The sequence below is a fragment of the Marisediminitalea aggregata genome, from assembly GCF_900129565.1.
GTDB lineage: Bacteria > Pseudomonadota > Gammaproteobacteria > Enterobacterales > Alteromonadaceae > Alteromonas > Alteromonas aggregata.
This window is the reverse complement of record NZ_FQWD01000005.1, coordinates 74,591-101,476: the sequence shown is the minus strand read 5'-3', so window position 1 is coordinate 101,476 and position 26,886 is coordinate 74,591. Positions and strand designations below refer to the sequence as shown.

22 protein-coding genes are annotated in these 26,886 nt (G+C 49.1%); 5 read left to right on the top strand and 17 right to left on the bottom strand.

What is annotated here, in order from left to right:
- Nucleotides 1-24: 24 nt before the first annotated feature.
- The 6 genes from BUB81_RS14685 to ygiD all read right to left on the bottom strand — a co-directional run bounded on the left by BUB81_RS14685 (nt 25) and on the right by ygiD (nt 6,574).
- Nucleotides 25-1,344: a zinc-binding metallopeptidase family protein gene (locus BUB81_RS14685; protein WP_073324096.1), complete on the bottom strand. Its 1,320-nt coding sequence runs from the start codon at nt 1,342-1,344 to the stop codon at nt 25-27.
- On the bottom strand, nt 1,341-1,994 hold the full coding sequence (locus tag BUB81_RS14680; protein WP_073324094.1) for a cysteine hydrolase family protein: 654 nt from the start codon (nt 1,992-1,994) through the stop codon (nt 1,341-1,343). The genes BUB81_RS14685 and BUB81_RS14680 overlap by 4 nt, the downstream gene beginning before the upstream one ends.
- Nucleotides 1,984-3,036, bottom strand: coding sequence for an LLM class flavin-dependent oxidoreductase (locus BUB81_RS14675; protein WP_073324092.1), 1,053 nt, complete (start codon nt 3,034-3,036; stop codon nt 1,984-1,986). Before BUB81_RS14675 ends, BUB81_RS14680 begins: the two co-directional genes overlap by 11 nt.
- Before the next feature lies 1 nt (nt 3,037).
- Nucleotides 3,038-4,333, bottom strand: coding sequence for an MFS transporter (locus BUB81_RS14670; RefSeq protein ID WP_175555819.1), 1,296 nt, complete (start codon nt 4,331-4,333; stop codon nt 3,038-3,040).
- Nucleotides 4,334-4,545: 212 nt separating this feature from the next.
- The gene (locus BUB81_RS14665) at nt 4,546-5,634 is read right to left on the bottom strand and encodes an acetamidase/formamidase family protein (protein ID WP_073324088.1); all 1,089 of its coding nucleotides are present in this window, start codon (nt 5,632-5,634) and stop codon (nt 4,546-4,548) included.
- Nucleotides 5,635-5,788: 154 nt separating this feature from the next.
- On the bottom strand, nt 5,789-6,574 hold the full coding sequence (ygiD, locus tag BUB81_RS14660; protein WP_217653470.1) for a 4,5-DOPA-extradiol-dioxygenase: 786 nt from the start codon (nt 6,572-6,574) through the stop codon (nt 5,789-5,791).
- A gap of 227 nt (nt 6,575-6,801) precedes the next feature.
- Between ygiD and BUB81_RS14655 the strand changes: the two genes are divergently transcribed.
- The 3 genes from BUB81_RS14655 to BUB81_RS14645 all read left to right on the top strand — a co-directional run bounded on the left by BUB81_RS14655 (nt 6,802) and on the right by BUB81_RS14645 (nt 9,124).
- Nucleotides 6,802-7,410, top strand: coding sequence for an NADPH-dependent FMN reductase (locus BUB81_RS14655; RefSeq protein WP_073324084.1), 609 nt, complete (start codon nt 6,802-6,804; stop codon nt 7,408-7,410).
- A 35-nt stretch (nt 7,411-7,445) separates the two neighbouring features.
- Nucleotides 7,446-8,258: a TauD/TfdA dioxygenase family protein gene (locus BUB81_RS14650; RefSeq protein ID WP_073324082.1), complete on the top strand. Its 813-nt coding sequence runs from the start codon at nt 7,446-7,448 to the stop codon at nt 8,256-8,258.
- 119 nt (nt 8,259-8,377) lie between these two features.
- A complete protein-coding gene (locus BUB81_RS14645; protein WP_073324080.1) occupies nt 8,378-9,124 on the top strand; it encodes a CPBP family intramembrane glutamic endopeptidase in 747 nt (248 codons plus the stop codon).
- On the opposite strand, the gene BUB81_RS14640 is transcribed toward BUB81_RS14645, so the two are convergent.
- Together BUB81_RS14640 and BUB81_RS14635 are read right to left on the bottom strand one after the other, a co-directional pair.
- A complete protein-coding gene (locus BUB81_RS14640) occupies nt 9,121-10,203 on the bottom strand; it encodes an SGNH/GDSL hydrolase family protein (protein WP_139241599.1) in 1,083 nt (360 codons plus the stop codon). The genes BUB81_RS14645 and BUB81_RS14640 overlap by 4 nt on opposite strands.
- 118 nt (nt 10,204-10,321) lie before the next feature.
- The gene (locus tag BUB81_RS14635) at nt 10,322-12,793 is read right to left on the bottom strand and encodes a glycoside hydrolase family 9 protein (protein WP_084526599.1); all 2,472 of its coding nucleotides are present in this window, start codon (nt 12,791-12,793) and stop codon (nt 10,322-10,324) included.
- A gap of 675 nt (nt 12,794-13,468) precedes the next feature.
- Here BUB81_RS14635 and BUB81_RS14625 point away from each other — a divergent pair.
- Nucleotides 13,469-14,014, top strand: coding sequence for a hypothetical protein (locus BUB81_RS14625; RefSeq protein WP_073324076.1), 546 nt, complete (start codon nt 13,469-13,471; stop codon nt 14,012-14,014).
- A gap of 172 nt (nt 14,015-14,186) precedes the next feature.
- Here BUB81_RS14625 and BUB81_RS14620 read toward each other — a convergent pair whose 3' ends face one another.
- The 9 genes from BUB81_RS14620 to BUB81_RS14575 all read right to left on the bottom strand — a co-directional run bounded on the left by BUB81_RS14620 (nt 14,187) and on the right by BUB81_RS14575 (nt 23,848).
- Complete coding sequence (locus BUB81_RS14620; protein ID WP_073324074.1) at nt 14,187-14,909, bottom strand: PEP-CTERM sorting domain-containing protein; 723 nt, start codon at nt 14,907-14,909, stop codon at nt 14,187-14,189.
- A 782-nt stretch (nt 14,910-15,691) separates the two neighbouring features.
- The gene (locus BUB81_RS14610) at nt 15,692-16,054 is read right to left on the bottom strand and encodes a hypothetical protein (RefSeq protein WP_073324070.1); all 363 of its coding nucleotides are present in this window, start codon (nt 16,052-16,054) and stop codon (nt 15,692-15,694) included.
- A 93-nt stretch (nt 16,055-16,147) separates the two neighbouring features.
- Nucleotides 16,148-16,576 (bottom strand): DUF3010 family protein, encoded by a 429-nt coding sequence (locus BUB81_RS14605; RefSeq protein ID WP_073324068.1) that lies wholly within the window; start codon nt 16,574-16,576, stop codon nt 16,148-16,150.
- Nucleotides 16,577-16,665: 89 nt separating this feature from the next.
- A complete protein-coding gene (locus BUB81_RS14600; RefSeq protein ID WP_281250818.1) occupies nt 16,666-17,178 on the bottom strand; it encodes a HipA domain-containing protein in 513 nt (170 codons plus the stop codon).
- Nucleotides 17,179-17,517: 339 nt separating this feature from the next.
- Nucleotides 17,518-18,990, bottom strand: a complete 1,473-nt coding sequence (locus BUB81_RS14595; protein ID WP_073324064.1) for an AMP-binding protein — start codon at nt 18,988-18,990, stop codon at nt 17,518-17,520.
- Between the two features lie 10 nt (nt 18,991-19,000).
- Nucleotides 19,001-19,837: a p-hydroxycinnamoyl CoA hydratase/lyase gene (locus BUB81_RS14590; protein ID WP_073324062.1), complete on the bottom strand. Its 837-nt coding sequence runs from the start codon at nt 19,835-19,837 to the stop codon at nt 19,001-19,003.
- Nucleotides 19,838-19,873: 36 nt separating this feature from the next.
- A complete protein-coding gene (locus BUB81_RS14585; protein ID WP_073324060.1) occupies nt 19,874-21,271 on the bottom strand; it encodes an aldehyde dehydrogenase in 1,398 nt (465 codons plus the stop codon).
- A 41-nt stretch (nt 21,272-21,312) separates the two neighbouring features.
- Nucleotides 21,313-22,635, bottom strand: a complete 1,323-nt coding sequence (locus BUB81_RS14580) for an MFS transporter (RefSeq protein ID WP_073324058.1) — start codon at nt 22,633-22,635, stop codon at nt 21,313-21,315.
- A gap of 187 nt (nt 22,636-22,822) precedes the next feature.
- Nucleotides 22,823-23,848, bottom strand: a complete 1,026-nt coding sequence (locus BUB81_RS14575; protein ID WP_073324056.1) for an AraC family transcriptional regulator — start codon at nt 23,846-23,848, stop codon at nt 22,823-22,825.
- 562 nt (nt 23,849-24,410) lie between these two features.
- Between BUB81_RS14575 and BUB81_RS14570 the strand changes: the two genes are divergently transcribed.
- Entirely contained in the window at nt 24,411-26,885 is a 2,475-nt protein-coding gene (locus BUB81_RS14570) for a TonB-dependent receptor (RefSeq protein ID WP_084526597.1), read from the top strand.
- Nucleotide 26,886 lies beyond the last annotated feature (1 nt).

The window sequence follows — 26,886 nt, the reverse complement described above, 5'->3', positions numbered from 1 at the left end:
CAAACCTCTTGGTATTCATTGTTGCTAGGTCGCGCGCCCGCATACGGCAAGCGCAGTCAGTGCGTAAATAAGCGCACTGTCGGTTAAGTCTTGAGGGGTGGGTTGAAAACGCGGCATGCCCGAAGTCACTGCAGGGATCCGCTGCATGTTAAACACGTTGTGGTCGCGCCACATGCTGGAATAGGCCGGATGTGCCAGTTCGATTTCATGCCCTTTTACCGCCGCAGTGGCATTGCTTAGCGATTTCACTAACGGCGCCACCTCGTTTTCGTTTGCTGAAAAGCCATGACGCACGACTACCGGCTCAATGTTGTAGCCTTGCAATCCCAGGCCAGACAGTAATTTGTTGAGTTCATGGTAAGGCTGTGCCGCGGTCTGCCTGGCGGTAAGCCCGACTTCCACATACACAGAGCACACATCGGTGCCAGCGCCGAAGGTCAGCGGCGAGCCCGCTTTAATGGCATCAATTTGCACTTTGGGAACCGATTCCCCACCGCGACTTTTATAGGCATTTGCCTGCTCGTATGTTTGCGCCCACTGATGTACAGCATCAATGACCTTGCCCAACTGATAAATGGGATTCGGGTGTGCGTTAGGGGCCGGGGAGTTATCCAGAATCGGAGTAAAAACCCCCTCACCTAACAGCTGAATGCGAAACAGCGCATAGCCGTTGCCCTGCCAGGTTACGCCCCAGTCACAGCCTTCTGCCGCAATAGCATAGTCAGCAACAACACCGCCGTGATGAAACAAATAATTAGCGCCGATGTCCTTACCCAGGTAATCCACACCTTGCCACTCTTCCATGGGTTCAGGGCCGATTTCACCCGGACAAGCCGTGACATACAGTTTGCCCGACAGCTCAATGCCTGCGCTTTTCAGCGCCTTTGCCGCCATTAAAAAACAGCTCATGGGCCCACGGTCGTTGCTGATGGGATACCCCCGGAAACTGCCGTCTTCCAGCCAGCATTGCTGCCACTCCGGATTCGCCAGTGTTTCAGGCCGGTATTTATGGCGGTTGATGTGCTCGTCGGCACTGGGGCTTTCTGTATCAAGGTGAGCAGTAAACAACAGGTTTTGCCCGAGGCCTTTGCCGCCGTATTCGCCAATGATATTTTGTCGGTGTGGCACCGCGCCGGTAGTCCGGGTTACAAAGCCCTGCTCGTCCAGCCAACTGCGCACAAACTCGCCTGCCTCGGCTTCTTCGCCGGAGCGGCTGGGAATGTTCCCCAGTGTTAGAGCCAAGGTGGTTAACTCTTCGGTGTCGATAGCGCTGGCAATCGCCTCGCGCTCTTCATCGGTAACCTGATAAGGCGTTTGGGTATCCGGATTAAACAGTGTTGTCATTGTGTTCCCCATATTGCAGTAACACTCTGAGTGTCGGTGAGTAACGCAAAGCTCAGTGCCATGGCGCGTAAACTGGCTGTGTGAAGGTCTTCCTCGTAGGCCGCGCACGCGTCGCTGACCACCAGCACCTGATAGTCGTGATGAAACGCATCGCGCACAGTCGATTCCACGCAGCACTCTGTCGTAATACCGGTGACCACCAGCGTATCGATGCCCTGCGTTTGCAGCCACTCATTGAGATCGGTTTGCCAGAATGCGCTGTAGCGTGTCTTCATAACAATCTTGTCGCTGGATTCGGGCAAGACGGCATAAAACGCCTCGCCGGGTGTGTCCTTTCTGCAAATAGCCTGTTCGGCTTCAGGGTCTTTACCCTGGCGGGCCATCCATTCGCTCCAGGCCGCAGAATCGGTCTCCGGCGCCGTTTGCAAACCAACAAAAACCACCGGCACACCGGCGCGTCGAGCGTGTTGCACCAGTACATTCATCTTTTCAATCGCCGGCGTTAACCGCGTCATATCCAGGCCATACTGACCAAGTAAACCGTCAGGGCTGGCAAAATCCCGCTGTACGTCGATCACGCACAGCGCAGCGCGTTCCGCGCTCAGCCAGTCGGATTTTAGCGGTGTTAACGCAACAGCATTACTCGCCATAATGGGCCCGCAACACCGGTAAGATTTCTTCGCCGAACAAGGTCAGGCCCTGGTCGTAATCATCAAAGTTCAGCATCACACCGTCCATCGCGGTATTGTCGAGCATGCTAATCAGCTGATCGGCCACTGTTGTTGGGTCACCCACCAGTTCCCGACTCATAAATGCGCCCTGCGCACGGATCACCATGGCGTTGTCTTTTAACGCCGGGTCAATACCGTATGAGCGCATCATGCCCTCTACCGCACCGGCGTCTTTGCCATCGCGATACGCCTGCGCTTTGGCCTGTGCCTTGGCATTGTCTTTATCTAACACCAGGGTTGCCATGCAGTAGCACTTAATGGACTCGTCGTATTCTTTGGCTATGTCTCGTGCCATTTGCGTAATTGAGCGTGTTTCAGCGTCGTCTTTTCCGCCCACGAAACAGGCGTCAGCATTGCGCACCGTAAAACGCAAGCCGCGTTCAGACTGACCCGCGCACACGGTAAACGGCTTTTTAGAGGGCTTGGGCTCAGACACACAGTCTTCGAATTTGAAATACTTGCCTTCAAAGTCGACGCGTTCCTCACTCCACAGGCGGTTAACTATCGTGCTCCACTCCTGTGCGTAGGTGTAACGCTCATCGTGGTCGATGTCGTCGCGCCAGGCGCCCATTTGGTTCAGCTCATCGCGAAAAGAACCCGACACAATGTTCAGACCGGCCCGGCCATTGGAAATCTGGTCAAGGGTAGCGACCATTTTGGCAACCGCGCCCGGGTTCATTAGCAGGGTGTGCACGGTTGCAATGATTTTGGCGTTTTGCGTGGCTTCTGCCAGACCCGCCATCATGGTCATCGACTCCAGCGAACAGCCCCAATGATTGGTTTCACCGCCATAGCCGCGCCATTTGGCCATGGACATAATGAAGTCCATACCATAGCCGTCGGCCAACATGGCAGCGCGTTTGTTTTGTGCATAGGACGCATCCAGGGTGGGTGTCGCGCTAGACACGATCCAGCCACCGTTAGCAATTGGCAAAAATACGCCGAATTCTTTTTTAGACATGTTAAAGCTCCTTAGCTGCAGTGAGCTGGGTATCATTATGAACAGTGGCGGGGGTTACTGCGTCGGCGGTGTCATTTACCAGACGAGGCGGACGCATAAACGTCACCACTACAAACACCACCATAGGCATGGCGCCGACCAGTAAGAAAGGCGACACAAAAGAGCCGCTTATATCTCGCATAGTGCCGCAAATATAAGGCGCACTGGCGGCCACTGTGGCGAACAGGTTCAGGGTGGAAAATAGTTGCAGATACGGGCCTGAGCCAAAGTAGCGCAGGATCAGTACCGTACAAGACAAGAAGGTCAGGCCAAAGCCAAATCCAATGGCAACGGCATACAGAATTTGCACCATCAGGCTATGACCAAAACTGAGTGCTACCATGCCGCCGGCCAGCATCAGCAACGCTGCCTGCAACATGGTTTTAGGTTCAAAAAACTCGGCAATAAAACCGCCTATTACCCGCGACATAGCGTTACAAAACGCCTCCAGCGACAGCATGGCACTGGCAACCGCAAAGGTGACGCCAATTTGCGTTAAGTGCGAGACGGAAAAGCTGTTTACGGTTGTCCCCACCAGCAACACGCTGGTGTAAGCCGCACAAATAGCCCAGTACTGGGGCGTGCGCAGCGCGTCACGGAAAGTCCAGGTTTCACGGGTTTCGTACACGTTGCTTTGAGTGGTTTTCTGCTCGTCTTTTGGCGGCAGCTTTAAGCGGGTGGCGTCGGTAAATGCCAGAGACAGCCACATGAGTGCAACCGAGGTAGCAATGAGCGTAAGGGTAATAATCCAGTGCAAGCGCCAGTTGCCCAGCGCGTCGTTTGCCAACCACACAATCAAGGGCCCGGCAACGCCGCCCAGACCACCCATGGTGTAGTAAAACCCAAAGGCCGTAGAGCGCTTCACAAAAAAGTGCGTAATTATGTACGTGCCGGGAATAGCACCCACAAAGGTGTATCCCATGCCCACCAGAATACAGCCCAGAAAATACGTGGCAGGGGTAATGGTGGCGTATAGGGTAAGAAACCCGGCCGTCAGCAAACACAACCCGACAAACAGGGTTTTGGCAATCCCCCAGTTTTTAATGGTAATGGATGGCAGGTAACCACTGATACCACACGCCATCGCCAGGAAGGTGAAGCCCAGCCCTGCTGTGGTCCAGGTCCATTCCATTTCGCTTACCATAAATGGGATCACGACCCCGAGTGAAGAAAACGTGGAAGCACTGATAACAAAGAAGCACCAACTGAATGTCAGCAGAATAAACCACGATTGTTTTTGGGCACTGATGTTAGGCATACGCACTTTCCTCGTTAGCCTGATTAACGCAGCGAAACTGCGGTTCAGGCCCTTGTTGCTAAAAAATGGCAACGGGGTTGCCGGTGCCATGTATGGCAGGGTATGTCTCTACGGTATCACTTCGCGCTCTACAACTTTTGTCTATACCCGACCAACTTTTTGGCTATTTATGCAAATCTGCTGAATTCCTGCACGTTCAGGGATTTTTTGGGCTATTCGCCGTCAGGTTCGCCCTTGTTCATGACACTTCTGGGTATTTTCACGTGTACGCCCTGCACCGTGTCGACCACCTGAGTAACGGTAAAGTCGCCGCCGACACTCATCAGTGAATACGCATCGTCTTTGCTGAGCCCGCGGTGCTCGCTGAGCAACTCCAGCATGTCAATCGAGGCGTTCTTCATGGCAATGTTTAAGTCTTCATCAAAACCGTGAACAATGAAGTAGTTCGGGGTTTCCAGCAGGGGCGACGGGAACGCAAAGTCTTTGCGCAGAATGATTTGCATAGTGACATCCAGCGATGCCTCAATGGCGGTACCACTGATTTCACCGTCACCTTGTGACACGTGCGGATCGCCAATCGAAAACAAACCACCTTCGACCTGCACCGGATAGTACATAGTGGACCCAGCCCCAATGCGCCAGTTGTCGATATTGCCGCCGTGTTTGCCCGGTGGAATAGTGCTAACCCGCCCGGATTTGTCGGGGGCAACACCGGCTGTTCCCAAATGAGGGCGTACTGGTACCCGCACGCCATGTAACGCTTTATGGCGCTCACATTCAGGGCAGTGTGTTACCGTGCCCGGCGTTTCGTATTTACCATTAAAATCATAAGCGTAGTGGCCATGGGCCTGCATGCTGGCCATGTCCAGGCGATAAATGGTAACCCGCTCTTTTTCACCGAACTCTTTGTACAAATGCCCCCAGTTCGCGGCCAGGTTTGAACCGTAAGAAAAGCGAGGTCGCATAGACAAGTAACGTACTTCCAGCATATCGCCTGGTTGGGCTCCTTCCACATAAATTGGGCCGGTCATAAGGTGAACACCGGGGTTACGGTCTTCTTCGGGGATCCCCGCCCATACCGCTTTTAATGCGTCATCCATCATCAGGTCAGGCGCATCGCCCGCGTGATGCGTAACGGCTTCGGCCTGAATAAGATCGCCGCTTTTCACTTTAATGGCGGGGGCCTGTGTGGCAGAGAAATAGCCCCAGTGACAGTTTTCCACGGTAGCTTTTAACGTGTGCAGTGCCGAAGGCTGTTTGCGATCAGCATTGGTTAAATCGTCGGTTTTCAGTAATGCCATGAGGCTCTCCGGTAACAAAAAATAATAAGTATTAAGCGGGTGTTTCTTTCGTTCAGTCGCTACAGGTTAATGGCGTGAAGTCCGGACTTCTTGATTGGATACGCCCGGAAAGTTGGCCAAAATCCCCTTCACGCCACCCAGCCACAGTCCGGTGTTAACTGAGCACAATGGTGGTCATGTCCAGCGAGCCGTATTCACAATACTGAGATTTAAAAGCCACCTTGTCGGCGGGTTTGCGGGCACCTAAGACATACAACAGCGGCAGGTAGTGGTCGGGGCTTGGTACAGACTGCTGGGCCTCTGGCCCAAATGCCAGATAGTTAATGGCGTGCTCCGGGGTGTCGTTAATAACCGCGTCGCGGATGTAGTCGCCAAAGCGCTGCGCCCAGGGGTAAGTGGTGCCGCGGGCTCCCCAGTTCATTACCCCCAGGTTGTGCACGATATTGCCGCTGCCCAGAATCAGGTAACCCTGTTCGCGCAAGGCTGACAGCTTCTTACCCACATTAAAGTGATACTCGTTGCTTTGGGTGCGATCGATAGACAACTGCACTACGGGAATATCGGCGTTCGGGTAGACCTTCGACAGCACACACCAGGTCCCGTGATCAAAGCCCCAACTGGAATCTAACCGCGCGTCCTCTTCTTCGAGCAGCGCCACAATATGGTTTGCCAGCGCCTGACTACCCGGTGCCGGGTACTGCATTTCGTACATGATTTGCGGAAAACCACCAAAGTCATGAATAGTGCGAGGGTTTTCGTTCGCGGTGACAGCGGTGCCTTTGATGTACCAGTGCGCCGACACGCAGACGATGCCTTTGGGCGTATCGAACTCACTGGCCAGGCTTTCCCACATGCGCGTGGCCGGATTGTCTTCAAGAATATTACCTGGACTGCCGTGCCCAATAAAAATGGCAGGCATGACAGATTGTTGTTCACTCATGGTTGTGTACTCACAGCGTTGAATCAGATGTGATTACGCTACCTCAGCAGCGCGAACCGGGTCTTGTATAAACCTGCTTGAATAGTTGATGAAAAACGCCTGTCCGTGACACGCGCTGCAGACGGCATGCGTAAATGCCCCGGTTCTTCGGGCGCAATCAGACAAGATTTCCCGCCCTTGCTGGCTTAACGTTGAGGTATTGTTTGTCACAGTTAACGGAAAGATTTATGAAAATAGCAGTCATTTGCGGTAGTCAGCGCAAGTCGTCACAAACGGCCAAGGTAGGTCAGTATGCAGTGAACCACCTGACCGGGCTGGGACACGAGACGTTCTTTCTGGACTTAGCCGTGACGCCACTGACCAACTTCGATGATTCATTCTGGTCGGAGCCGACCGGTGAGCTGCAAACACAATGGCAACCCATCTCGAGTCAACTTCAAGCCTGTGACGCCCTCATTGTGATCACGCCAGACTGGCACGGCATGGTCCCAAGCTGCCTGAAAAACTTCTTTTTGTATTGCGGCGTAAAAGAAACTGCCAACAAGCCGGGTTTGATTATTGCGCTGTCTGCATCGACCGGTGGTTACCTGCCCGTGGCTGAGCTGCGTATCAGCAGCAGTAAAAACAATCGCATTTGCTGGATCCCCGACCACTTAATTATTCGCAATGTTAAGGCCTGCTTTAACACCCCGACGCCGTCGGACGACAAGGACGATACCTATATTCAGGCCAGATTTTCACACTCACTGGGCCTGCTCCTGCAATATGCAGTGGGGTTAAGTGGCGTTCGCGAAAGCGCGGTCGCTGACTACAAAACATATCCGTTTGGCATGTAGCTCAAGCCTGGCGTATCACATTACCGGAGTTAATCATGGCATCTGACACTATTACCATTACCCCGCTGACCCGCAATATTGGCGCAGAGATCGGCAATATCGACTTAACTAAGCCAATCACGGCTGAAGTAGAAGAGCAACTGAAGGCAGCGATTGCTGAACACCAGGTTATCTTTTTTCGCGATCAGCAGATCACGCATGAACAACACATGGCTGTTGGTCAGATTTTCGGTGACCTCATTGTTCACCCCGGCGCAAAGGGTATTGATGGCTATGAAAAGATTGTCGCCATTCACGCCGACAAAGACTCAAAGTACATCGCGGGCGACAACTGGCATTCAGACCTCAGTTGCAACGAACTGCCGCCGATGGGCTCCATGTTGTATATTCACACTCTACCAGACGTAGGTGGCGACACCTTGTTTTCTTCGATGTATGCCGCCTATGATGCCTTGTCGCCTGCCATGCAACAGTATTTGGAAGGTCTGCAGGCAGAGCACGACGCCAACCACGTGTACCACGCCATTTACGGTGACTACGGAACCGCCTACCCATGTAATGTGCACCCCGTAGTACGCACACACCCGGTAACCGGCAAGAAAGCAATATTTGTGAATGCCTCGTACACCACACGCATTCTGGGTGTGTCTAAAAACGAAAGTGATGGCATTTTAGCCATGCTCTACGAACTGGCTAAAGACCCGAATTTTCAGGTGCGCTTTAGCTGGCAGCCTCACTCAATTGCCATATGGGATAACCGCTGTACCCAGCACTTTGCAGTTTGGGATTACTTCCCGGATACCCGTTCTGGCTACCGGGTTACCATTGGCGGCGATAAACCCTACTAGCCGCCCGACTGGGCAGCGGCGGTCCGCCTTCGCGCAAATGTAAAATAACCGCGCAAGCCATTGGCTGGTTGAAAAAATAGGCTATGATACAAGCTCCCCAACAAGGAGAGGGCAAGCACATGGAACAAGGAAAAGCAGTCTCCAGTATCATCATTCTCAGCCTATTTTCAGCGGCGATATTCGCTACCCGGTTTTTGCAGCCGCAAATAACCGCCCCCTATGTAAAGTATGCTGTGCCTTACCTCTGCTGGTCGCTGGCAATATTGCTGGCCGGCGTTCTGTTAAGGCGAAAAGGCCCGTTACTCAAGGCTGTAGGGATAACCCACCAGCCGCTGAGTGGCGTAGCGGCAGCCTTGTTGTTTTCATTACCTATGCTGATTGGATTTAGCGTATTTTTTGAGTTTGCCACCCCGTCAGTGACGACATTGTTGACCAAAAGCCTGATCCCCGGCTTCTTTGAAGAGCTGTTTTTCCGAGGCTTTCTGGTAGGCTCACTGATGGCTATAGCCGGTTGGCGCTTCCTGCCTGCTGCACTCATTGGTGCGGTCATTTTTGGCATGGGCCACTGGTTTCAGGGTGCCACCCTTGTTCAGGCCGCCACCGCGGCATTGTTTACCGCCATTGGCGGCCTTTGGTTTGCCTGGTTGTTTTACCGCTGGGGCCATAATCTGTGGATAGTGATCACCCTGCACACGCTGATGAACGGCTATTGGGTATTGTGGCAGGTAGACAGTACCGCTATTGGTGGTCAAGCGGCCAACCTGTGCAGAATGGCCACCATAGTCCTGAGTATTGCCGGCACAGAATGGTGGGTAAGGCGAAGTCGCAAACGCTCCCTTACCCCGGCCGATTCACCTGAAACCTAACGCCAGCCAGTGACCTGTTGTATGGCTTGGGTTAACAGCTCAGCATTGCTGGTGTGTTGATTCACTCTGGGGTGCTGGCCGTAGCCATTGAACGGAAATACCACGGTGGAAAGCTTGCTGTCGCCCTCGTTGGTTAAGTTCGCTACAGCGGTTTCAACATAACCTGGCCAGGGTGACCCCGCCTTGGTGGCATCCATACTGCCCAGCGCACATATAATTTGGGCATTGGGGTACTCCGCTCTCACTGATTTCACAAAAGCCTGATACGCCGCAATGATTTGTGGTTCGGTGGGTGTAGGCGAAATTCGCTTGGGATCGGGTACCAGCCAGCTGTCGTTCTGCATGAGGTTAATGACCACCACCTGGGGTGTCCAGGTATTGAAGTCCCACTGTGAATCGTTGTTACCCACAGCGCTCAGCTGGTCGTAAAACTGCGGCATAATAAAGTTAAACCAGCTCACCATAATACCGATACCGCTTTGCGAGATCGTATGTAGCTCTGCGCCTATCGTTCTGGCAGCAATAGCGCCGTAACTGAGATAGTGGTTTTTGTCTCGGGGTAAGTTGTCTGGGCCATTGTAAGGCGCTACATTGCCCATACCACTGGAAATGGAATCACCGTAAATTTCGATACGGCGTGTTGGTCTGCCCGGAGGAGCCAACAATGCCGCATCGTCATCAATGCTAATACCCAGAAAATGCGTACCGCCTTCTTCGCCTTCGGTGCGCTTGTAGATTTCTACCGTGTGCTCGCCAGCGCCTAGCGTGTTACTTATCCAGTATGTGAGCTCACCTTGCTTAGCTTCAATCACAAAGGGAAAGGCGTCGTTCCCATCGACAATCACATTGTAGTAATTCTTGCCGTTGTCGTCTTTTAACGTTACCGACAAAGACTCACCAGAAAAACGCGCTTTCACCGATGAACCGGGCCAGGTTAAATAAGGCGCACTGGCATTCGCAAAGTCGATACGACCGGTATACACATACCCTGCATCAGTTGCCGGTACCACTTTGGCGTAAGCTGCAACACTGACGTGCAAACACACCAGTGCGCATAGCGTAATAAACCTGTTTAACATCCTTGCCTCGATTACTTCTTCATACGGTTGATATGACTCGAAATACTATACGGTTGCACAGCCTGAGTACACTGTTCGACGCCGATACAGCAACGCCGAACAGTGCGTGACACACTCTTTACGGCTGTCTGCCTGCTAGTTTAAGTGCAGCATTCACAGTAAACAGATAAGACGCGCCCAGGTCGATAACATACTCGTTTTCACCCCACAGGAACGGCCAGTTTTCCATATTTTCCGGCAGATCAGGTTTCAGGATGAGAACGCCCGGCACAATGGCACCGCTGATAAACGAATAGTCAGCGCGGTTCATACCGTACGCCACTTTCTTCGATACCGTGCCTACGTTTGACACAAATGAGATATCGGAGTCCGGGTGCGTTCCATACAAATAATCCAGCGAGCGGTAAATAAGGTCACTGCTATAGAGATCTGGGTAAGCCTGATGCAGATAGTACTGAGTCACCGCCATGTCCAGCACGGTACCATTACCCGCCCAACCGTATTCGGTGATCACCACGCCAAACGGATTTTTGCTGGTTGCCGCCTCAAGCTTGGGTTTATAGGCCTCAGCCGCGGCGCGAATACGTTTTTTATAAGCGTTGTCCATGAAGGGTAGCGCGCGGACGGCCAATACAGCACTGCGACCAAAGTGCTCCTCGATATGCGGCAGTAATGCCGTAACTGCATGCTTATACTGCGTATCGCCGGTGGTGACCAATAACTCCACCGCAGCTTTGAGCTTTTCTTCTTCCAGACCACCGCCTGTCGTGTTACCCACGCGGAACAAGTCGGGCTGTTTGTCGGCTTCGCTTGCCCATGCCGCAATGGCGGTATCCAGGCTTTCTTTGGCCAACACCGGCTTGTAGCCCTGCAAGGTACGACTGGCTGCGGCCAGTGCCGCCATTGAACCGTAATTAAGCGGCGTAGATTTAGACGTAAATGCCCAGCGGTCGTCGAATACGCCGCTTTCAATGCCATTGGATTCAGTGTCTGCCATCGACGCGTTGTAAATCAGGTTATCGGTCATGGTCAGGCCGTCACCCAGGTGGGTGTACTGGCTGATATCCGGCACAATAATACCCGGAATGGCATGCCCTACCGCCTTGAACTGCGCCAGCAATGCCAGCGTGCCATGCTCAATTTGTTGCAGCAAATCAGGTTTGCCATCGGGCACGTGAATATCGACATATTTGCGGTCGTAATCCACCAGCGTGGTGTCGCGGTCGATGCCGAACTCCTCAAACGCCTGCACTAAAAAACGCACCGTGCGATATTGAGTTTGGGTACGAATGTCGTAGTCACCCGCGTCGTACCAACCGCCTACGTTTAATCCGGGAATGTGTTCGCCAGGCTTGTACTGGGTGTCCGTCGTCGGCCCCTGGGCATACAGGTCGAAATGCTCATGATTCACCGGCGCTTGCAGTGCATCATCTAAATGCGAGGCACCGTGCCATACGCGATACGCCTCGTTAACCAACACGTGATCCATTTGTACCGGGAAATAATGGTCCAGCGTGGGGTACCAGGCGGCATCAAGTGCATGCTCAGCAATGGGGAACGACGCCGTGGTAGTCCCCTTATAACGCAACTGGTACAGGCCCGGCTCAGTGACATCGGTAAAATCAAACGTGGCGTATTGGTAGCGCGTGTAGTCCTCAACCTTGCCGGGCGCGGCTTTCTTCACTACCGCTTTCGAGCCGTCGGCATTCACTTTTAGCAGCTCTGCCATGCCATTTACCGGTGCGTGTTTGTCTAGCTCAATGACCGCGCGTTTAGTTTGCCCGGGCAAATACCCCACCTGCGAATGAGCAATCATAGGGTCGCGCAACCAGGCATCATCGGTACTGGCGGTAATACGCCAGGTCAGCAATTCACCCTGTTTATTTTCGGGCAACACACCGCGCACCACATACCAGCCGTTTTGTGCTTTTGCCCTGCCGTCGTAAAGTGTTAGCGGCGCTGAAGACTCGATCATCACACGCTTGGTGTCACTTTCAGGGGCCAGTACCAATTGTTTCGCAGACGCCAGCGGTACCGGTTCATGCTGACCAATGATCTCTTTTACCCCGGTAGGATACAGCGGAAACGCGCCGGGTTTGCCGTCGGCCAGAAAGCTGGTTTCCATGTAATTAGCAGGCAAAAACTCCATGTTGAAACCCGCTTTACCCACCAGCTCAGCTGGAACCGGACGCGGTGACGACAGGGTAATTTCCACGCCATTTTCGATGGGGCTGGCGCTAATGGTGTAAGTAAAGTCGAATTCCGGATACGACAAGGTAGCGCTGATCGTATTGGTGTTGTTGTCTACTTTGCGTTCCACAAAGGTGGGAATGGGATCCCATTGCTCGGGTGTGGCACTCAGGCGTACATCGCCGTTAGTCGCAATACGCTCACCAAAGTGAACCAGCTCTACCCCACTGATTTTAGAATCGCCAAACAACCCGTTGTACCAGTTGCTGAACACCACAATGTCGAGACTGGGTTGAGAAAAATAGGCTTTATCGTTCAGTTCAGGCACAGCCGCAGAGGTAACAATAGGCGCGGCTAAGAGCGCACTGGCAATCGCAGAATACAGAACAGACTTAATCACACAAACACTCCTGTCATTTTGTTAATAGAAGGTTATCAACTCAATGCCCGAAAGAAATTACGTTATTAATTTATGGGGTTGTTGTTTTGGGTGGGAGCCCTTTTTCAGATAAAAAATCATCTTGCGGGCATCCAAGAAAGAAAAAAACAACAATAAAACATTAGGTTAAATTTTAATGCGCTTTTTTCACTTCAAAAAAGGGTTCTAAAACACCTATCAGGCAGTAGTGGGTAAAACTGTTTAACAGGAGAAGTAATGACTCCGACAACACCCCAAGTGGGTATTTTTTGGTGTTATAGATGGCAGGTTATTGCCAAATCTATACCAGTTACAGACGCAACATGCGATAGCCTCGGCAGAGTAGATTCCGCATTCAGTCATTTAACCGAATGGGAAACAAATAGGATTTATTTACCCAGGCACAAAATGCTACTTGGCACCGAATATCAGCAATTTCCTCGAGGTAGGGTTATTTATGACACACACCAAGAGACATTCAGCCTATTCGCCGACAAGTCCATAATTACCGATACACCGCTTAGATTAAAGGTGTTGGAACAGTTTAGACTATTGAATTACAGTCACATTTGGAGGTCAGATCCGCACTACGCAACTTATTAGTCACCGATTAAACCCCAGACATACAGCCGAATGAACCGGAAAAGGAAGTAGTACATGAAGTATCAAAAGCAGTTAGATCGCCTTAACTCAGGCACAATGAGCAGACACGAATTAGCCGTTATGAAAAAGAACGCTAAAGCACTGGTAGAAAAAGGCGACTCTGATGCCGTTGCCATTCTGGATGCAATAGATTATTCAAAACCCGCTGATGACTATATTCTGTTCATGGGCTTTTGCCCGGGGGCTGACTTTTCACAACGTTTGGATATTGAGTGGAAAAAACACGGTATTTGCCGGTTCGACTATTTAGAAAGTGAGTCTCAGCTCAACAGGTGGAATACGCTTTGCGCCGGTGATTTGGTTATTCTGAAAAAACGAGAAAAGTTCGGCGAATCAATGAAACTTTATGGTTACGGCAGAATAAAACGTATCGCTTACGACGAAGAAAATACGCGCTATTTCGAGATGGACTGGTCTGCTCAGGAACAAGAAATTGAAGTTCCGCTTATGGGCTGTAATAGCACCGTGGATGTTAAGTCGATGCTGGAGGTAGAAAAGCAAATGCCAGACAATTTCTGGCAATGGCTTAACAAAGAATGAGCTTTGTTAAACCACATGGTCCCTATGCATAGTCGGCAAGCTCGGCCCCTTTGAAAAGCAACGAGCTGTCTTCACATTACGCTCCTGAACGATTAATGCACGTGTGTCGTGTATGCGTTCAGGGGCGTTTTGGTGAAACGTGTATTGAGCGCCGGCGCCCGACAAACCTTAATTACAGTCGTGTTTTCCGACCAAAGCGCCCCTGTCTTCGCCGCCAGCTTAAAGCGACTATTGCAGTAGCAAAAGCCACGAAGGCGCCGGGCTCAGGCACTGTGGCCGTTCGTACCAGCATGGTCGAATAATTTTCGTGCGCGAGGCCTAAAAAGAAATCGGAATATGCCCCGTCGTCTCTCAGCGCTACTTCATCCTTGTGTGTAAACGCGGGGAATCCGACTTTATCTATAGCATCATGAAACTTTACACTCGCCAAGCCGTGATGCCCCATGAAAAAGCCAATGGCTGAGCTTCTTTCCATATAATTAGTACCGGAAGCGGAATTGAACCCCATAATATTGAAGATATTGTCCCATACTGAGTCGTCGCCACCGACCACACGCGAATTGTAATCCCAAGCGTATAATTGCCCTGCCCCATAGTAATCAGGGCTCTCGAAATCGGCCTCAACCTCATCAAGGTTGGCAACGTGATCCCACAACATGTAAACCTCTTCCGCAGAAGGCAAACGCCACCCAGAATAATCTCCACCAGCGCCAAGTTGAGAGCTGACGTGATTGTAAGACTGACCATTGTTAATGCCAAAGTCCATCCACACCAAACCTGTTGATGTGTCTTTAAAACCGGCCTGGGCAAAACTGTTGTCATTAATGAGTACAGCGTTTGCGGTCATACTGGCCAACGTCAGCAACACACCCAGTCCCTTTACTACATTGTTCATAATGCTCTCCATTAATACAAAAACAACTGATGGGCAAAGTAACAATGAACCGGGACAAAAGCTGACCCAAACCAGAAAAAATAAAACATGAATAACGCGGCGAGGTTTCCATACTCTGGCAGGCATTCCACGCATTGTAAGTATTAAGGTGGCTATAATGTCGCTGAGCCAACATTGAAACGCGGTTGCCTTTAGCAAGAAAAAAACCTAGATTTAGTCTGGTCTTATTAATGACTTAAGAACAATAAGCTGCAAAGCATGCATTACCGAAAAGACAGGATGTCGTTCAATCTTTGATTGGAGTTGAGGCAGGAAAGTACAGCGCGAGCTGAGGCCTACCTGCAATTTAGTAGGAGACTGAACTCAACAACAAAGGTAGGCAATAATGAAAAAAGTGATTAGTACGTCTGTCGTTAAAAGCGCCGGTGACAGGGTGATTCGCTGTTTTTTATTAGAAACTCTCATTCCGAGATACCCGAAATATAAAACGGTTGCTCAGTTACAGGAAGAGCTGATCACTCATGGGTTTGAGTGCTCCAAAAAAACGATATACAGAGACATGGACTTGTTATCTTGCTTTAAACCCATCGTGTGCGCAGAAGAAACCCATCCCAGGGGCTATTCAATGTATACCGATTAAATGCAAAAACGCCGCCTTGCGCGGCTTTTTTTATGTAAACGATAAGAACGTTTGTTCGCGGCAATGGACGTTCCGGCCCTCATTACGAGCAAGTCACTGCCGCAGATTCATGCGACAGTGCTTAACCTGCAACAACTGAGTTTTAGCGCCCTGCACATAAAGGTAACGCACTGTCGAAGGACGATGAATTCCTTACCCGGATCCGTCCTTGCTCATGTTTCGCTATCCAGTGCTTATCTTTTATGAAGGGTGTCTTGGCATCCTCGCTAACCGCGACGCTGACAAAGTCCACTGTGACTTTTCCCTGCCGTAAAGCGCGCCTCATTTGTGCAACGTTGGCAGGGGTAAGCCCTTTACTTGTACAGTAATTGTAAGCCTCAGTAGTGGTTGATACGAGTTGATCACCTAGCAAATAGCGTTGACCCTGGGCATCTTCTATCCAGGTCTGGGCAGACAAGTGAGCAGAGAAAAATAACGGTGCCAGAATAGCAGTACGTTTAAGCATTTATACATCCTTGGATTTTTATTATATTTCGATGGCGCTCAAAGAGCCCGCATCATTCACTTCAGACAGTGTCCAAACGGCCTAAAGAGCGAGTTAAAGGTGTTGGCTAATATAGGCCAGCGCGGTTTCAAACGCTGACTTCTGAAAACCTTTCAAGCCGGTATCGCCAAACTCTATGAACATGTGATTTTCTTTTAACGCCGCTTTGATCTCGGTAGGCGGCATTACAATAACCTGCACGCCGTTTAGCAACTCCAGCGCCGCTTCTAATTTAAACCCAATCGCACCACCCGCAAATTTGCCCTTCATAGGGCGCTGGCGAATAACGATAGTTTCTATTTTGTAGTCCTGCACTAGCTGCGCGAAGGATTTCTGAAAATACTTAAGCTCATGGGCGGTAGCGGCTTTTTGCAAGCTCAGTTTACGGGTACGGCAATCCGGAATCTGAATCAGGTCATTTTCCAAATTCAGTAAGGCAATGTTGGCATCATTCCCCGCCAGTTCTACACCACATACACGCATTGCAAAGCTCCACCTTTTAAAAAACAGCCTGGAGTATATAGGATTTAGCGGCGCTGCGGGTTGTTTTTTGTGGTCACCATCGCTTTACCTTAAGCTTTAGTTAGTTTGGTCACCATTTCTTTAATGCAGTTGTAATATATCTCTTTAATCATTCTAATTTCACCGCCCTTGCCTGGGTGTGCTGGCGCATCTTGCACCTGTTGCATCAAAGGAATTGCTTCCTGTTCAATTTTGCCAATAAGACGGTCAAGCTCACGTTTTGCTAACTTAGTTGGCAATTGCAATTCTTCGGCAAAAGCCAGGATGTTTGGTACGGTAAGTTGGCCAAGATATTGTGCGTCACCCATTTGTTGAGACAATTGATGGTCCATATGTTTATGTGGCGCTTCATAAATCGCGGTAGACAATAAGTCATAGTGCGGCGTCATTACCACACCCTCTTTGTTGATAAAGAATGATAGATTTTTAAGGTGAGCGTCGCCGTTACCTACCAGCGCATTAAACAGTGCCCATCGAAATATATCTATTTTGGTTCGAGCCTTCATTCGCGTGAGCTCAGCCAACTTGTTCAAACTCCCGGCATTACTGTTGGGATATTTCAATCTTATTTATGCGTTCGCGGTTAAATTGATATTCACCCGACAAAACAACCCAAAATTTATGCGTTCGCGGCTATTTCTACTTCTGGCATCTTACTGTAGTTCTTCCTGATCCGTTCAGAACTCTGCTCAGATAGGTGATGATCGACTGCTGCATCCCGGACTTGGAGCCCCGGATGAAGTGAATATTTTTTGTTATGTGAAGTTAACAATGGCAGGCGGCACAGCTCATATTTATACCCGAACAGGCACTATTGAGACACGTTTTAGCCTGGCACATTGTTAAAGTATTCTTTTAACAATGTGCCAGTTTAGCGTCACTTACAAGCGCAATCTCAAACATTAGTCGCTATGAAACATAGCCTTAAGCCGGTGTTTCATAACCTTGCCTCCGCCATTGCGAGGCAGCGAATCTACGAATTGAATATACTTAGGAAGCTTATATTTTGCCAAACACTGCTCGAGTACATCCATAATTTCTTGCTGCTCTATGGTTGAGTGCTTCGACTTAGCAACGACAAATAAACACCCCACTTCCCCCCAACGGTCGTCGGGCACTCCTACCAATGCACATTCCAGAACACTATCAAGCTTTAACACCACGCTTTCAATTTCAGTCGGATACACATTCTCGCCACCAGAGATAAACATGTCTTTGATCCTGTCGACAATGAAATAGAAGCCGTCGTTGTCTCTGATTGCCACATCTCCGGTTTTAAACCAGCCATCGTCGGTAAAGCAGGACTCGAACAACGCTGGCTGTCGCCAAATCCCGATGAATAGATTCAAACCTTTCAGCTGAATTTCGCCTGCCACACCATCTGCCACGAGCTGCCCCTCAGGATCAGCTAACCGGACCTCGAGGCGGTGGGTTGGTATCCCAACACAACCTGCTTTTGCGTCAATAGTTGCAATATCAAAAGGCATACCAAACACAGTGCCCGCTTCACTCATTCCATATCCATCTACAATCGGAATATCGTCATTTAACCATTGCCTAATTTGTACTGCCGGATGGGGAGCACCACCGGTTAACAAGGCCTTGAGATTGTAAAGCGAGGAAGGATTGAATTTGGGTTCCTGCCGCAGCGAATTTGCCATTTGCGGGACACAAAAATAATGAGTAATGAGTAAGTTTTTGTCCGTCAGACGCGCCAATGTTCTGGATGGCTTGAAGCCATCCGATATCAATATTTTTCCGCCCTGGTACAGCGCCGGGCGCACGCAGGATATTAATCCAATCACATGAAACATTGGGGTTTCACACAAAAAGGTACTGTATTCGTCGACCTGTCCCAGTAACGCCATATTCAGCGTTGTTTCCATGATGGTGTCGTGACTGTGCATGACACCTTTGGGCTTTCCGGTAGTACCTGATGTATAAAGAATCAACGACGGCAGCGCACGATGATTTCGCGGTTGTATTTCTCCGTTCAGTTCAGCAACCGCGTTATTGAGTGTCTTTAGTTCAAAATAAGCCAGTTCTAATTGGTTGGCCATCTCGTCGCCAACGATTAATTGGGGGGTGCAGTCAGCAATCAGGGTGTGCAATTCATCTGATGATAAACGCCAATTCAAGGGCACGAAAATCACCCCGGACTGCTCGCACGCAAAATGCAGTGCCACTAGTTCGGCACAGTTTTTTGCTATACAAACAAGTCTGTCGCCACAGGCCAACCCCTGTAGCGACAACCACTGACTGCACTTATTAACAAACGTGTCCCATTCCGAATACGTCCATGAACGACCGGATGTAAGGTCACGTACTGCCTGTTTGAAAGGCCTTAACTTAGCTTGTACTGAAAGAAAGCTCATCGTGACGCAACTAACTCTTTTGTTTCGATTTATCGTAAGCGCCTAATCCAGGCTTGTAAGTTTTGTCATCAATAAACTGCTTGATGCCCTCTTTTCTTCCATGGTTGTCAAAGCTATTCGCCGCCTCCTGCGCTCGAACCAAATAGTCTTCAGCGTTGTCGTAGGTCATTTCCTTCACCCGACGCACTGCATCTTTTGTCGCTTTTAATGCCACTTGATTCTTCTGTAGCAATACGTTTGCAACGTCTGTGACTCGGGCTCTTAATTGCTCTGCCGGGACAGCTTCGTTCACCAGTCCCCACTCTTCTGCGGTCTTGCCATCAATGTTTTCACCCATCATGGCGTGATACATGGCTTTGCGTAAAGGCATTAACTCAGCAACCACTTTGGCAGCACCGCCACCGGGCAGGATCCCCCAATTAATCTCGCTAAGTCCAAACTGTGCTTCTTCAGCCGCAAACGCGAGATCACAGGCAAATAAAGGTCCATAACCTCCACCAAAGCACCAGCCATTTACCATTGCTATCGTGGCCTTCTGATACCAGCGCAGGCGTCTCCACCAGCCATAAGATTCACGCTGAGCTTGACGTGTTCCGCCTAACCCCTGTGCTTCGGTTTCCCGGAAATATTCTTTTAAATCCATTCCCGCTGACCAGGCTGAGCCTTCACCAGTCAATACCAACACGCTCACATCTTCTCGGAATTCGAGATCATCCAGTACGCGCATCATTTGGCGATTTAATTTAGGACTCATGCAGTTGCGTTTTTCCGGGCGATTAAAACTCACCCAGGCAATTTGATTTTCTACCTTGACCGCTACCGTATCTTCTTCGCGTTCAGCACTCATTAACATTACCTCTTAAAATTTGCATCATTCGTTTACTTAAATGGGGAAGTGACCCTTTTCGGTCTCAATAGTGATCCAACGCAACTCCGTAAACTGGTCAATGCCAGCCTTTCCGCCAAAACGACCGTACCCAGAAGCACCGACACCACCAAAAGGCATCTGCGCTTCATCATGAACAGTGGAGCCATTTACATGACAGATACCAGACTGAATTTGTCGGGCGACTCTCAAGCCTCTAGCACTGTCTTTGGTAAATACAGCAGCGCTGAGCCCATATTCACTGTCATTGGCAATACGAATCGCATCGGCTTCATCTTTGGCTCTAATAATGGCAACCACGGGGCCAAAGCTTTCCTCCCGATAGATCTTCATATCGTCAGTGACATGGTCAATTACTGTTGCTGCCATTAGTACCGAATCACTTTTTTGCCCAGCGATAATCTTTGCACCTTTAGCAACAGCATCGTCGATAAGTGCGTTCACTTTACTTACTGTTTTTTGGTCGACAACTGCCCCCAGAGGTGTATTGCCCTCACGCGGATCACCCGTTGCCATACCCGATACTTTCTGGGCGAATTTGGCTGCGAAGCTATCTGCTACAGACTCATCTACAACCAATCGCTCTGTAGACATGCATATCTGGCCCTGATTCATAAATGCGCCAAATGCAGCCGCTTTTACTGCTTCATCTAAATCGGCGTCATCCAGAACCAACATGGGGGCCTTACCACCCAGCTCCAGAAGAACAGGCTTGAGGTTGGCACCTGCGCGCTGCGCAATGATGCGCCCGACTTCAGTTGAGCCAGTAAAGTTAATACGTTTTACCAGCGGTTGATCAATCAAAGCCCCCACCACTTCACCGGCATCAGCAGGGGAATTGGTTACAATATTGACCGTGCCGTCAGGAAAGCCAGCCGTCTCCAACGCTTCTATAATCAGACTATGTGTTCTTGGACACAGCTCAGACGCTTTCAGAATTACAGCATTACCACAGGCAAGTGCAGTGGATATAGCTCTAACACCTAAGATTATTGGTGCATTCCATGGTGCAATTCCCAGCACCACACCAACCGGTTGTCGAATCGCCATAGCGAGACAACCAGGCTTGTCTGACGGAATGGTTTCACCACCTATTTGCGTAGTTAACGATGCCGCTTCACGCATCATTGATACTGCCAGCCCCAGATTAAACATAGCCCAGCCCGCTGTAGCACCCACCTCCGTCATCATGGCCTCGACAAAGTCGTTTTGACGAGATTCCAGTGCGGCTGCCGCTTTATTCAAGATAGCTCTGCGAGCGTTTGGACCATAAGCAGACCACTGTTCAAAGCCTTGTTGTGCTCGTTCAGCAATTCCCGCCATTTCATGCGCCTGCATGGCAATAGATTGACTGGCCACTTCACCGGTTAATGGATTTTTGCGCTCGAAATTCATTTTTACCTCGCACTGATTAATAGCTGTGTATATTTATGTAGTTAAACCTGAGAGCTGAGTTGGTACTTTTTCAAAACGGGTCCAAGAGAAAAAATAGCGATCGCGGCAACTACCGCACCAAAGCCCATCGCAACGGAGACATCAAACAAACCATACCCAGACTGGAATAAATAGCCTGCGACTATGGGTCCTAGCGCCGCTCCGCCTCGTCCAATTCCTATAACCACACCCGTTCCGCTGGCGCGAACTTCGGCTGGGAACGATTGCGCCATCAACGCATACAATCCCACCACCGCTGAGTTTGTAAAAAAGCCTGTTGCAGCTGAAACAACCGAGAGTTGTAATAAGGTTTGTGGTCCAAGACCAAATACAGACACCATCACAAAGGCACATAACATGATTGCTATAAGTAAAGGGCGTAGTTTTAAACGGCTGGCAATGACACCAAATATGAGTGAACCCACTGCACCGCCCACATTTGCCCACACCAAAACCGTGCCAGCGCTGGTAGGTTCATACCCCATGTCCACAACGATCTTAGGGATCCATTTAAGGATGTAATAGAAAGTCATAATTTGTGCGAAATAGGCGATAACCAGTAAGCCTGTAACCGCTCTGAGATTATTCGTAATCAGCGTACTAAAACCTGATGATGCTTGTTGATTTTCCAGTTTGGGCAACGAGGCAATCGGGTTGTGTCCAATACGCTGCAGTATCTTATTAATTCTTTGCAACGCATTTTGGGGTCGTCGACTAGCCAGAAAGTCAATTGACTCTGGAAGTAACAGCCAGCAAATCACTAAAAACGAACCGGTTACAGCGCCGCCGAAAACAAAAATCACTTTCCAGTTATAGAGCGCTAACAATTCGGTGGATATATAGCCACCAACTATTGCACCAATTGGGTAACCCGTGGCCATGAGTATGACGGCAAGGTTTCTGTATTTTGCATTGGCAAATTCGGCCACCAAGGCATTGGTGGAGGCTAACATTCCACCCACACCTAACCCTGTTAAAAACCGAAAAACCAATAAGTAATTCAGTGAATTAACAAAGGCACACGCCCCCATACCAATGGTCATTAAACTAAGACAGAGCAATATGGTTGGTCGCCTGCCTAAGCGGTCTGCCAGATTGCCTAACGAGATTGAGCCAATGGCCATCCCAACCAGCTCCATTGACAAAACAATCCCTAATGCTCCGCGACTAACATTCCAGTCACTGGCGATCCCAGGTGATGCAAAGCTGATTGCCAATACATCAAATCCATCAAGTGCATTGAGTAAAATACACATCAGAATCACAAATAGCTGAAAACCTTTGATTTCCGACTGATCGATCTGCTGTTTTGGATTCGTGGACATTATTGAGTTACCTCACGGAACAATAAGTACGCCAAGCAATTGGAAAACACTATTATTCCAATCGGGTTGTAGCGAATATGTGAGGTGATGTTAACGAAGTGTTACTGCCACTTAAATTGCATAAAGTGACTATTTAATTGATATTTAGTGACACACCAGGCTTTTTTGCAAAGAAATCGTGAAGAAGCTAGTCTTCTACAGCATTTTTCTCACGAAAATGACTGGGACTGTCCCCGGTCCAGTTAAGAAAAGCACGGGTAAATACTGCAGGCTCAGAAAACCCAACACTTTCTGATATCTGGTTGATGGGCAAGTTGTATTTCGTTAGCAACGTAACGGCCTTATCCAATCTGACCTGATCTTTCAATTGTTGGTAAGAAGTGCCTTCCGACTTTAGTTTTCGCATCATGGTTCTTTTCGTCATATTCATCATCGCCGCTGCCGCTTCAATAGATGGCACCCCTCCCTTTAGGTTTTTCCAAAGTAACCTTTGCAATTCCGTTGTCAGACTGTAGTCGGCTTCATAGCGCTGAAAAATTTCCTGGGGACAACGTTTCATGAATAATTTTAACGAGGCGTCGTTTTGCTTTACGTCACGTTTTAAGTATCTCGCCGGAAATGCAAAACCTAGCTTATCACTTTCAAATGTATGGCCACCCGGAAATAAATAGGAGTACTCTGAGATATGTGCAGGAGTTGGGTAGTCAAAATAACACTCAATGAGAGGTAAACTGTCGGCAATTAACCATGAAGCATACCGGTGCATTGCCAATAAAAGTATCTCGGCAAACATATGCTGGGGGTCTCGCTCCGGACTATGTAATTTAAAGCCAAGAAATGCGGTATCACCGTCTACAGTCAGATTAATGGTAAAGGCTTTAGTTACCATGCCATAAAATCGCACTGCCAAATTTAACGCCTTATGCAGGGTGGGTTGATTAACGGTTAATCGCCCCATCATAAAATAGGAACCTGCGGGTACTGGGGAAGCACCAAGTCCCATACTTTCGTCTTGCATCGCTTGCCAAATTAGATTTTGAAACGTGGCGAGTTTTTCGGTCTTCACACGCAATTCAGGCTTATCAAAAACCTCCTCGGTGAGACCAAGTGTATTGAGCATGCTTGTGACATCGAGTTTGTTTTTGAGTGCCTCGTGGTAAAGCTGACTAATATAGTGATTTGCCGCTGTACCCACTTCATATTTACCAGGCATACAATTAAACCTATTAACAAACTATTAACCAAGTATACTATTTTTCATACTGCACCAGATCTAGCAGCTTTGCAAAAAGGATATCGATGTCACCATTTATCAATTTGCTTGTCATTACTGTCCATGTGCTTTTGTGTTACGCAATTAAACTGCGTTCTTCAGGCCTATTTCGACAGGTAATCACTATTGTTGAAAACACCCCTACTCTTCAACAATACCGAATAAATATCAGCCACTTAAATTTCTCATCCTTGCCCTAACCCTATTGCAAACTCAGTCTTTTTTCAGGCTCCCTTCCCCCTGTTTAGAAATAAATGTTAACCGCTGTTGAGTGCACCAACTTTGACTATGCATAAAGTTCCGTTTGGCACAAATTGTCAATTTTTTCGTCACTTTTCGCAATTTTAAGTGAAAACAGGATTGTTACTATACATGGAATTGTTAACCAATAATTATATAAATGTGTGCGAAGTTAACATTTGAATTTCACTTATAGTATCCGCTACTGATGCCAATAAGTCAGTTATTCAAGTGCAGATGCACCTATAACCTGGAGCAAACCATGTGCTTTTTTACACCTTACTTGTTCACTAAATCTGCATTTCAAATATTCAAAGATCAAACGTTCAACAATACGCAAGGTGATCGCAAGTCGGCTAATTTTTTCAAAAGAAGTCTGGTTGCAACATCCATTGGATTATCTTTCCTGAGCTCAACCGCAATAGCACAGCAAACAGACACGGCACCTGAAGCAGAGAGCGAAGCCCAACTGGAAGTTATCACTGTTAATGCAAGGCGACGTGCCGAAAGCATGCAGGAAACGCCTATTGCAGTCTCTGCATTCTCAGTAAAGGAGCTTGAACGCCGTGGGATTGAGAATACCCAGGACTTAGACCGCGTGACGCCAAGTTTACAATTTGCTACCAGTGGTCAATTGTCGGGTAACAACTCAGCGGCAGTGGTATTTATTCGAGGTGTGGGTCAGTTAGATCCAACGTCATCGGTTGACCCCGGCGTAGGTATTTATGTAGATGACGTATACATGGGTCGGTCTGCTGGCGGCGCGATGGATTTCAAAGATATTCAGAGTGTTGAAGTACTGCGTGGTCCGCAGGGCACGTTGTTTGGTCGCAATACTATAGGGGGCGCGGTATTAGTGAAAACCGCTGAGCCGTCTGATGTCTTTGGTGGCAAAGCAAGGTTGCGTATTGGAGATGATAATCTACGCGAAGCCTTTGTTGCCGTTGATTTACCAATTACGACAGATTTACTGAGCCGTTTTTCATTAGGCACCAGAAAGCGCGATGGTTACGTTACGCGCGTATATGATGGTCAGGATTTAGGTAATGATGACACCTATTCGGTAAATGGAACGATTCAGTATACGCCGTCAGATACATTTAAAATAACGCTGAAAGGGGACTTCACAAAAGAGGATGAAAATGGCTCACCTTTTGTTTTTGCCGGCGTTAACGAGTCGGCGCCTGTTGCAGCCATAGTCAGTGTTGCAGCCGGTTGTCCAGGTGCAACCATTCCCTTTGCTCCACTGGCGCCTGGCGATGCAGGTTTCGGTGCGCCCAATGTACCGAACATAGACGATGAACGATGTGCCAATGACTTTCAACACAAAGGCGAATTTACCAATGGTGGCACTGCGCCGGTTGAGAGCACACTGAAAGGATGGGGCCTTTCTGCTGCTATGGAGTGGGAATACAGCAAGACTATTACACTGAAGTCCATTACCGCGTTCCGCTCAACAGAATGGACCGGTATTCGTGATGCCGACAATACACCGTTCGATATGCTAACCACAGATGTAACCAGTGATTCAGAGCAGTTTTCTCAAGAGTTTCAACTGATCTACGATAATGACAAAGTCTCCGGTATTACTGGGTTGTACTATTTTGATGAAACCAGTGACGACAAGCTATCCATTTTATTAGCGTTTCCTCCTTCGCCACCTGTCATAGGCTCGTTACTCAATGGCGGTCCCGGCACTCGTGACTATCAGGTCATTAACTTAGAAACCGAAAGCTTCGCGGTATTTTCCGAGTGGGCTTATGAGTTAAGCAATGACTGGAGTATTTCTGCAGGTTTGCGCTATACCGAAGATGATAAAGGGTTCCAGGGAACCATAATGAATTTGTTCCCTGCCACCCAGCCCGACCCAACCACCTTGCCAACAAAGGCAACCAGTGAGGGCGGCCCATTGTTTATCTTCAATACCCCCTTTGCAGATACCTATTCAGCTACTACCGGCTCTGCGTCAGTACGCTATAAAGTGCAAGAGAACATTAACACCTATTTAAGTTACAGCAGCAGTTTCAAATCTGGTGGATTTAACAGCCGTTACAATGCACCTACACCAGGGAACCTGCCCATCTCATTCGGAGAAGAAGAAGTGAGCTCCTGGGAAATAGGCGTTAAGGCCGATATCACCAACGACTTCCGAGTGAACGCGGCCGCTTTTATGTCTGAATACAGTGATATACAACTTATATTCCGTCAGGGCGTAGTGCCACTGCTGTTTAATGCTGGCTCAGCATCTATTGATGGTGTAGAGCTGGAGTTTACTTATATACCTACGAACAGTTTGTTAATTGAAGGTGGCTTTAGTTACCTGAGAGACAAAATTGACAGTATTACTGAAGTGAATGGTGCTCAGGCAACGATTACGCCAGACAATTCATTACCCCTGACACCCGAGTGGCAAGGTAGTCTTGGTGCTTCATACAGCACGGAACTGGGCAACAACTACGAGTTAACTACCCGCCTTGACGTGTCATACACAGCAAGCCAGTACTTTGATTCTTCCAACACTGACATCGTGGCCCAAAATGACGGCGTTACTTACGTAACCGCATCGGTAAAGCTGGATGATTTGGTGAATTATTGGGATCTCACTTTCGGTGTTAATAACTTAACCGATGAGCGCTATATAGAGCAGGGTAATGCATCATTAGCCACGCTGGGCTACGCAGAAGTCATTTATGCCAGACCCAGAAACTGGTTCTTGTCTTTCTCTACTGAATTTTAGC

Excerpts from the sequence above, each read along its gene's own strand:
- BUB81_RS14580 (WP_073324058.1), bottom strand. The coding sequence starts at position 22,635 with ATGTCCACGAATCCAAAACAGCAGATCGATCAGTCGGAAATCAAAGGT.
- BUB81_RS14575 (WP_073324056.1), bottom strand. The coding sequence starts at position 23,848 with ATGCCTGGTAAATATGAAGTGGGTACAGCGGCAAATCACTATATTAGT.
- BUB81_RS14605 (WP_073324068.1), bottom strand. The coding sequence starts at position 16,576 with ATGCGTGTATGTGGTGTAGAACTGGCGGGGAATGATGCCAACATTGCC.
- BUB81_RS14610 (WP_073324070.1), bottom strand. The coding sequence starts at position 16,054 with ATGCTTAAACGTACTGCTATTCTGGCACCGTTATTTTTCTCTGCTCAC.
- BUB81_RS14570 (WP_084526597.1), top strand. The coding sequence starts at position 24,411 with ATGTGCTTTTTTACACCTTACTTGTTCACTAAATCTGCATTTCAAATA.
- BUB81_RS14650 (WP_073324082.1), top strand. The coding sequence starts at position 7,446 with ATGGCATCTGACACTATTACCATTACCCCGCTGACCCGCAATATTGGC.
- BUB81_RS14620 (WP_073324074.1), bottom strand. The coding sequence starts at position 14,909 with ATGAACAATGTAGTAAAGGGACTGGGTGTGTTGCTGACGTTGGCCAGT.
- BUB81_RS14625 (WP_073324076.1), top strand. The coding sequence starts at position 13,469 with ATGAAGTATCAAAAGCAGTTAGATCGCCTTAACTCAGGCACAATGAGC.
- BUB81_RS14645 (WP_073324080.1), top strand. The coding sequence starts at position 8,378 with ATGGAACAAGGAAAAGCAGTCTCCAGTATCATCATTCTCAGCCTATTT.
- BUB81_RS14640 (WP_139241599.1), bottom strand. The coding sequence starts at position 10,203 with ATGTTAAACAGGTTTATTACGCTATGCGCACTGGTGTGTTTGCACGTC.
- BUB81_RS14680 (WP_073324094.1), bottom strand. The coding sequence starts at position 1,994 with ATGGCGAGTAATGCTGTTGCGTTAACACCGCTAAAATCCGACTGGCTG.
- BUB81_RS14665 (WP_073324088.1), bottom strand. The coding sequence starts at position 5,634 with ATGGCATTACTGAAAACCGACGATTTAACCAATGCTGATCGCAAACAG.
- BUB81_RS14675 (WP_073324092.1), bottom strand. The coding sequence starts at position 3,036 with ATGTCTAAAAAAGAATTCGGCGTATTTTTGCCAATTGCTAACGGTGGC.
- BUB81_RS14585 (WP_073324060.1), bottom strand. The coding sequence starts at position 21,271 with ATGAATTTCGAGCGCAAAAATCCATTAACCGGTGAAGTGGCCAGTCAA.
- BUB81_RS14590 (WP_073324062.1), bottom strand. The coding sequence starts at position 19,837 with ATGAGTGCTGAACGCGAAGAAGATACGGTAGCGGTCAAGGTAGAAAAT.
- ygiD (WP_217653470.1), bottom strand. The coding sequence starts at position 6,574 with ATGAGTGAACAACAATCTGTCATGCCTGCCATTTTTATTGGGCACGGC.
- BUB81_RS14685 (WP_073324096.1), bottom strand. The coding sequence starts at position 1,344 with ATGACAACACTGTTTAATCCGGATACCCAAACGCCTTATCAGGTTACC.
- BUB81_RS14655 (WP_073324084.1), top strand. The coding sequence starts at position 6,802 with ATGAAAATAGCAGTCATTTGCGGTAGTCAGCGCAAGTCGTCACAAACG.
- BUB81_RS14595 (WP_073324064.1), bottom strand. The coding sequence starts at position 18,990 with ATGAGCTTTCTTTCAGTACAAGCTAAGTTAAGGCCTTTCAAACAGGCA.
- BUB81_RS14670 (WP_175555819.1), bottom strand. The coding sequence starts at position 4,333 with ATGCCTAACATCAGTGCCCAAAAACAATCGTGGTTTATTCTGCTGACA.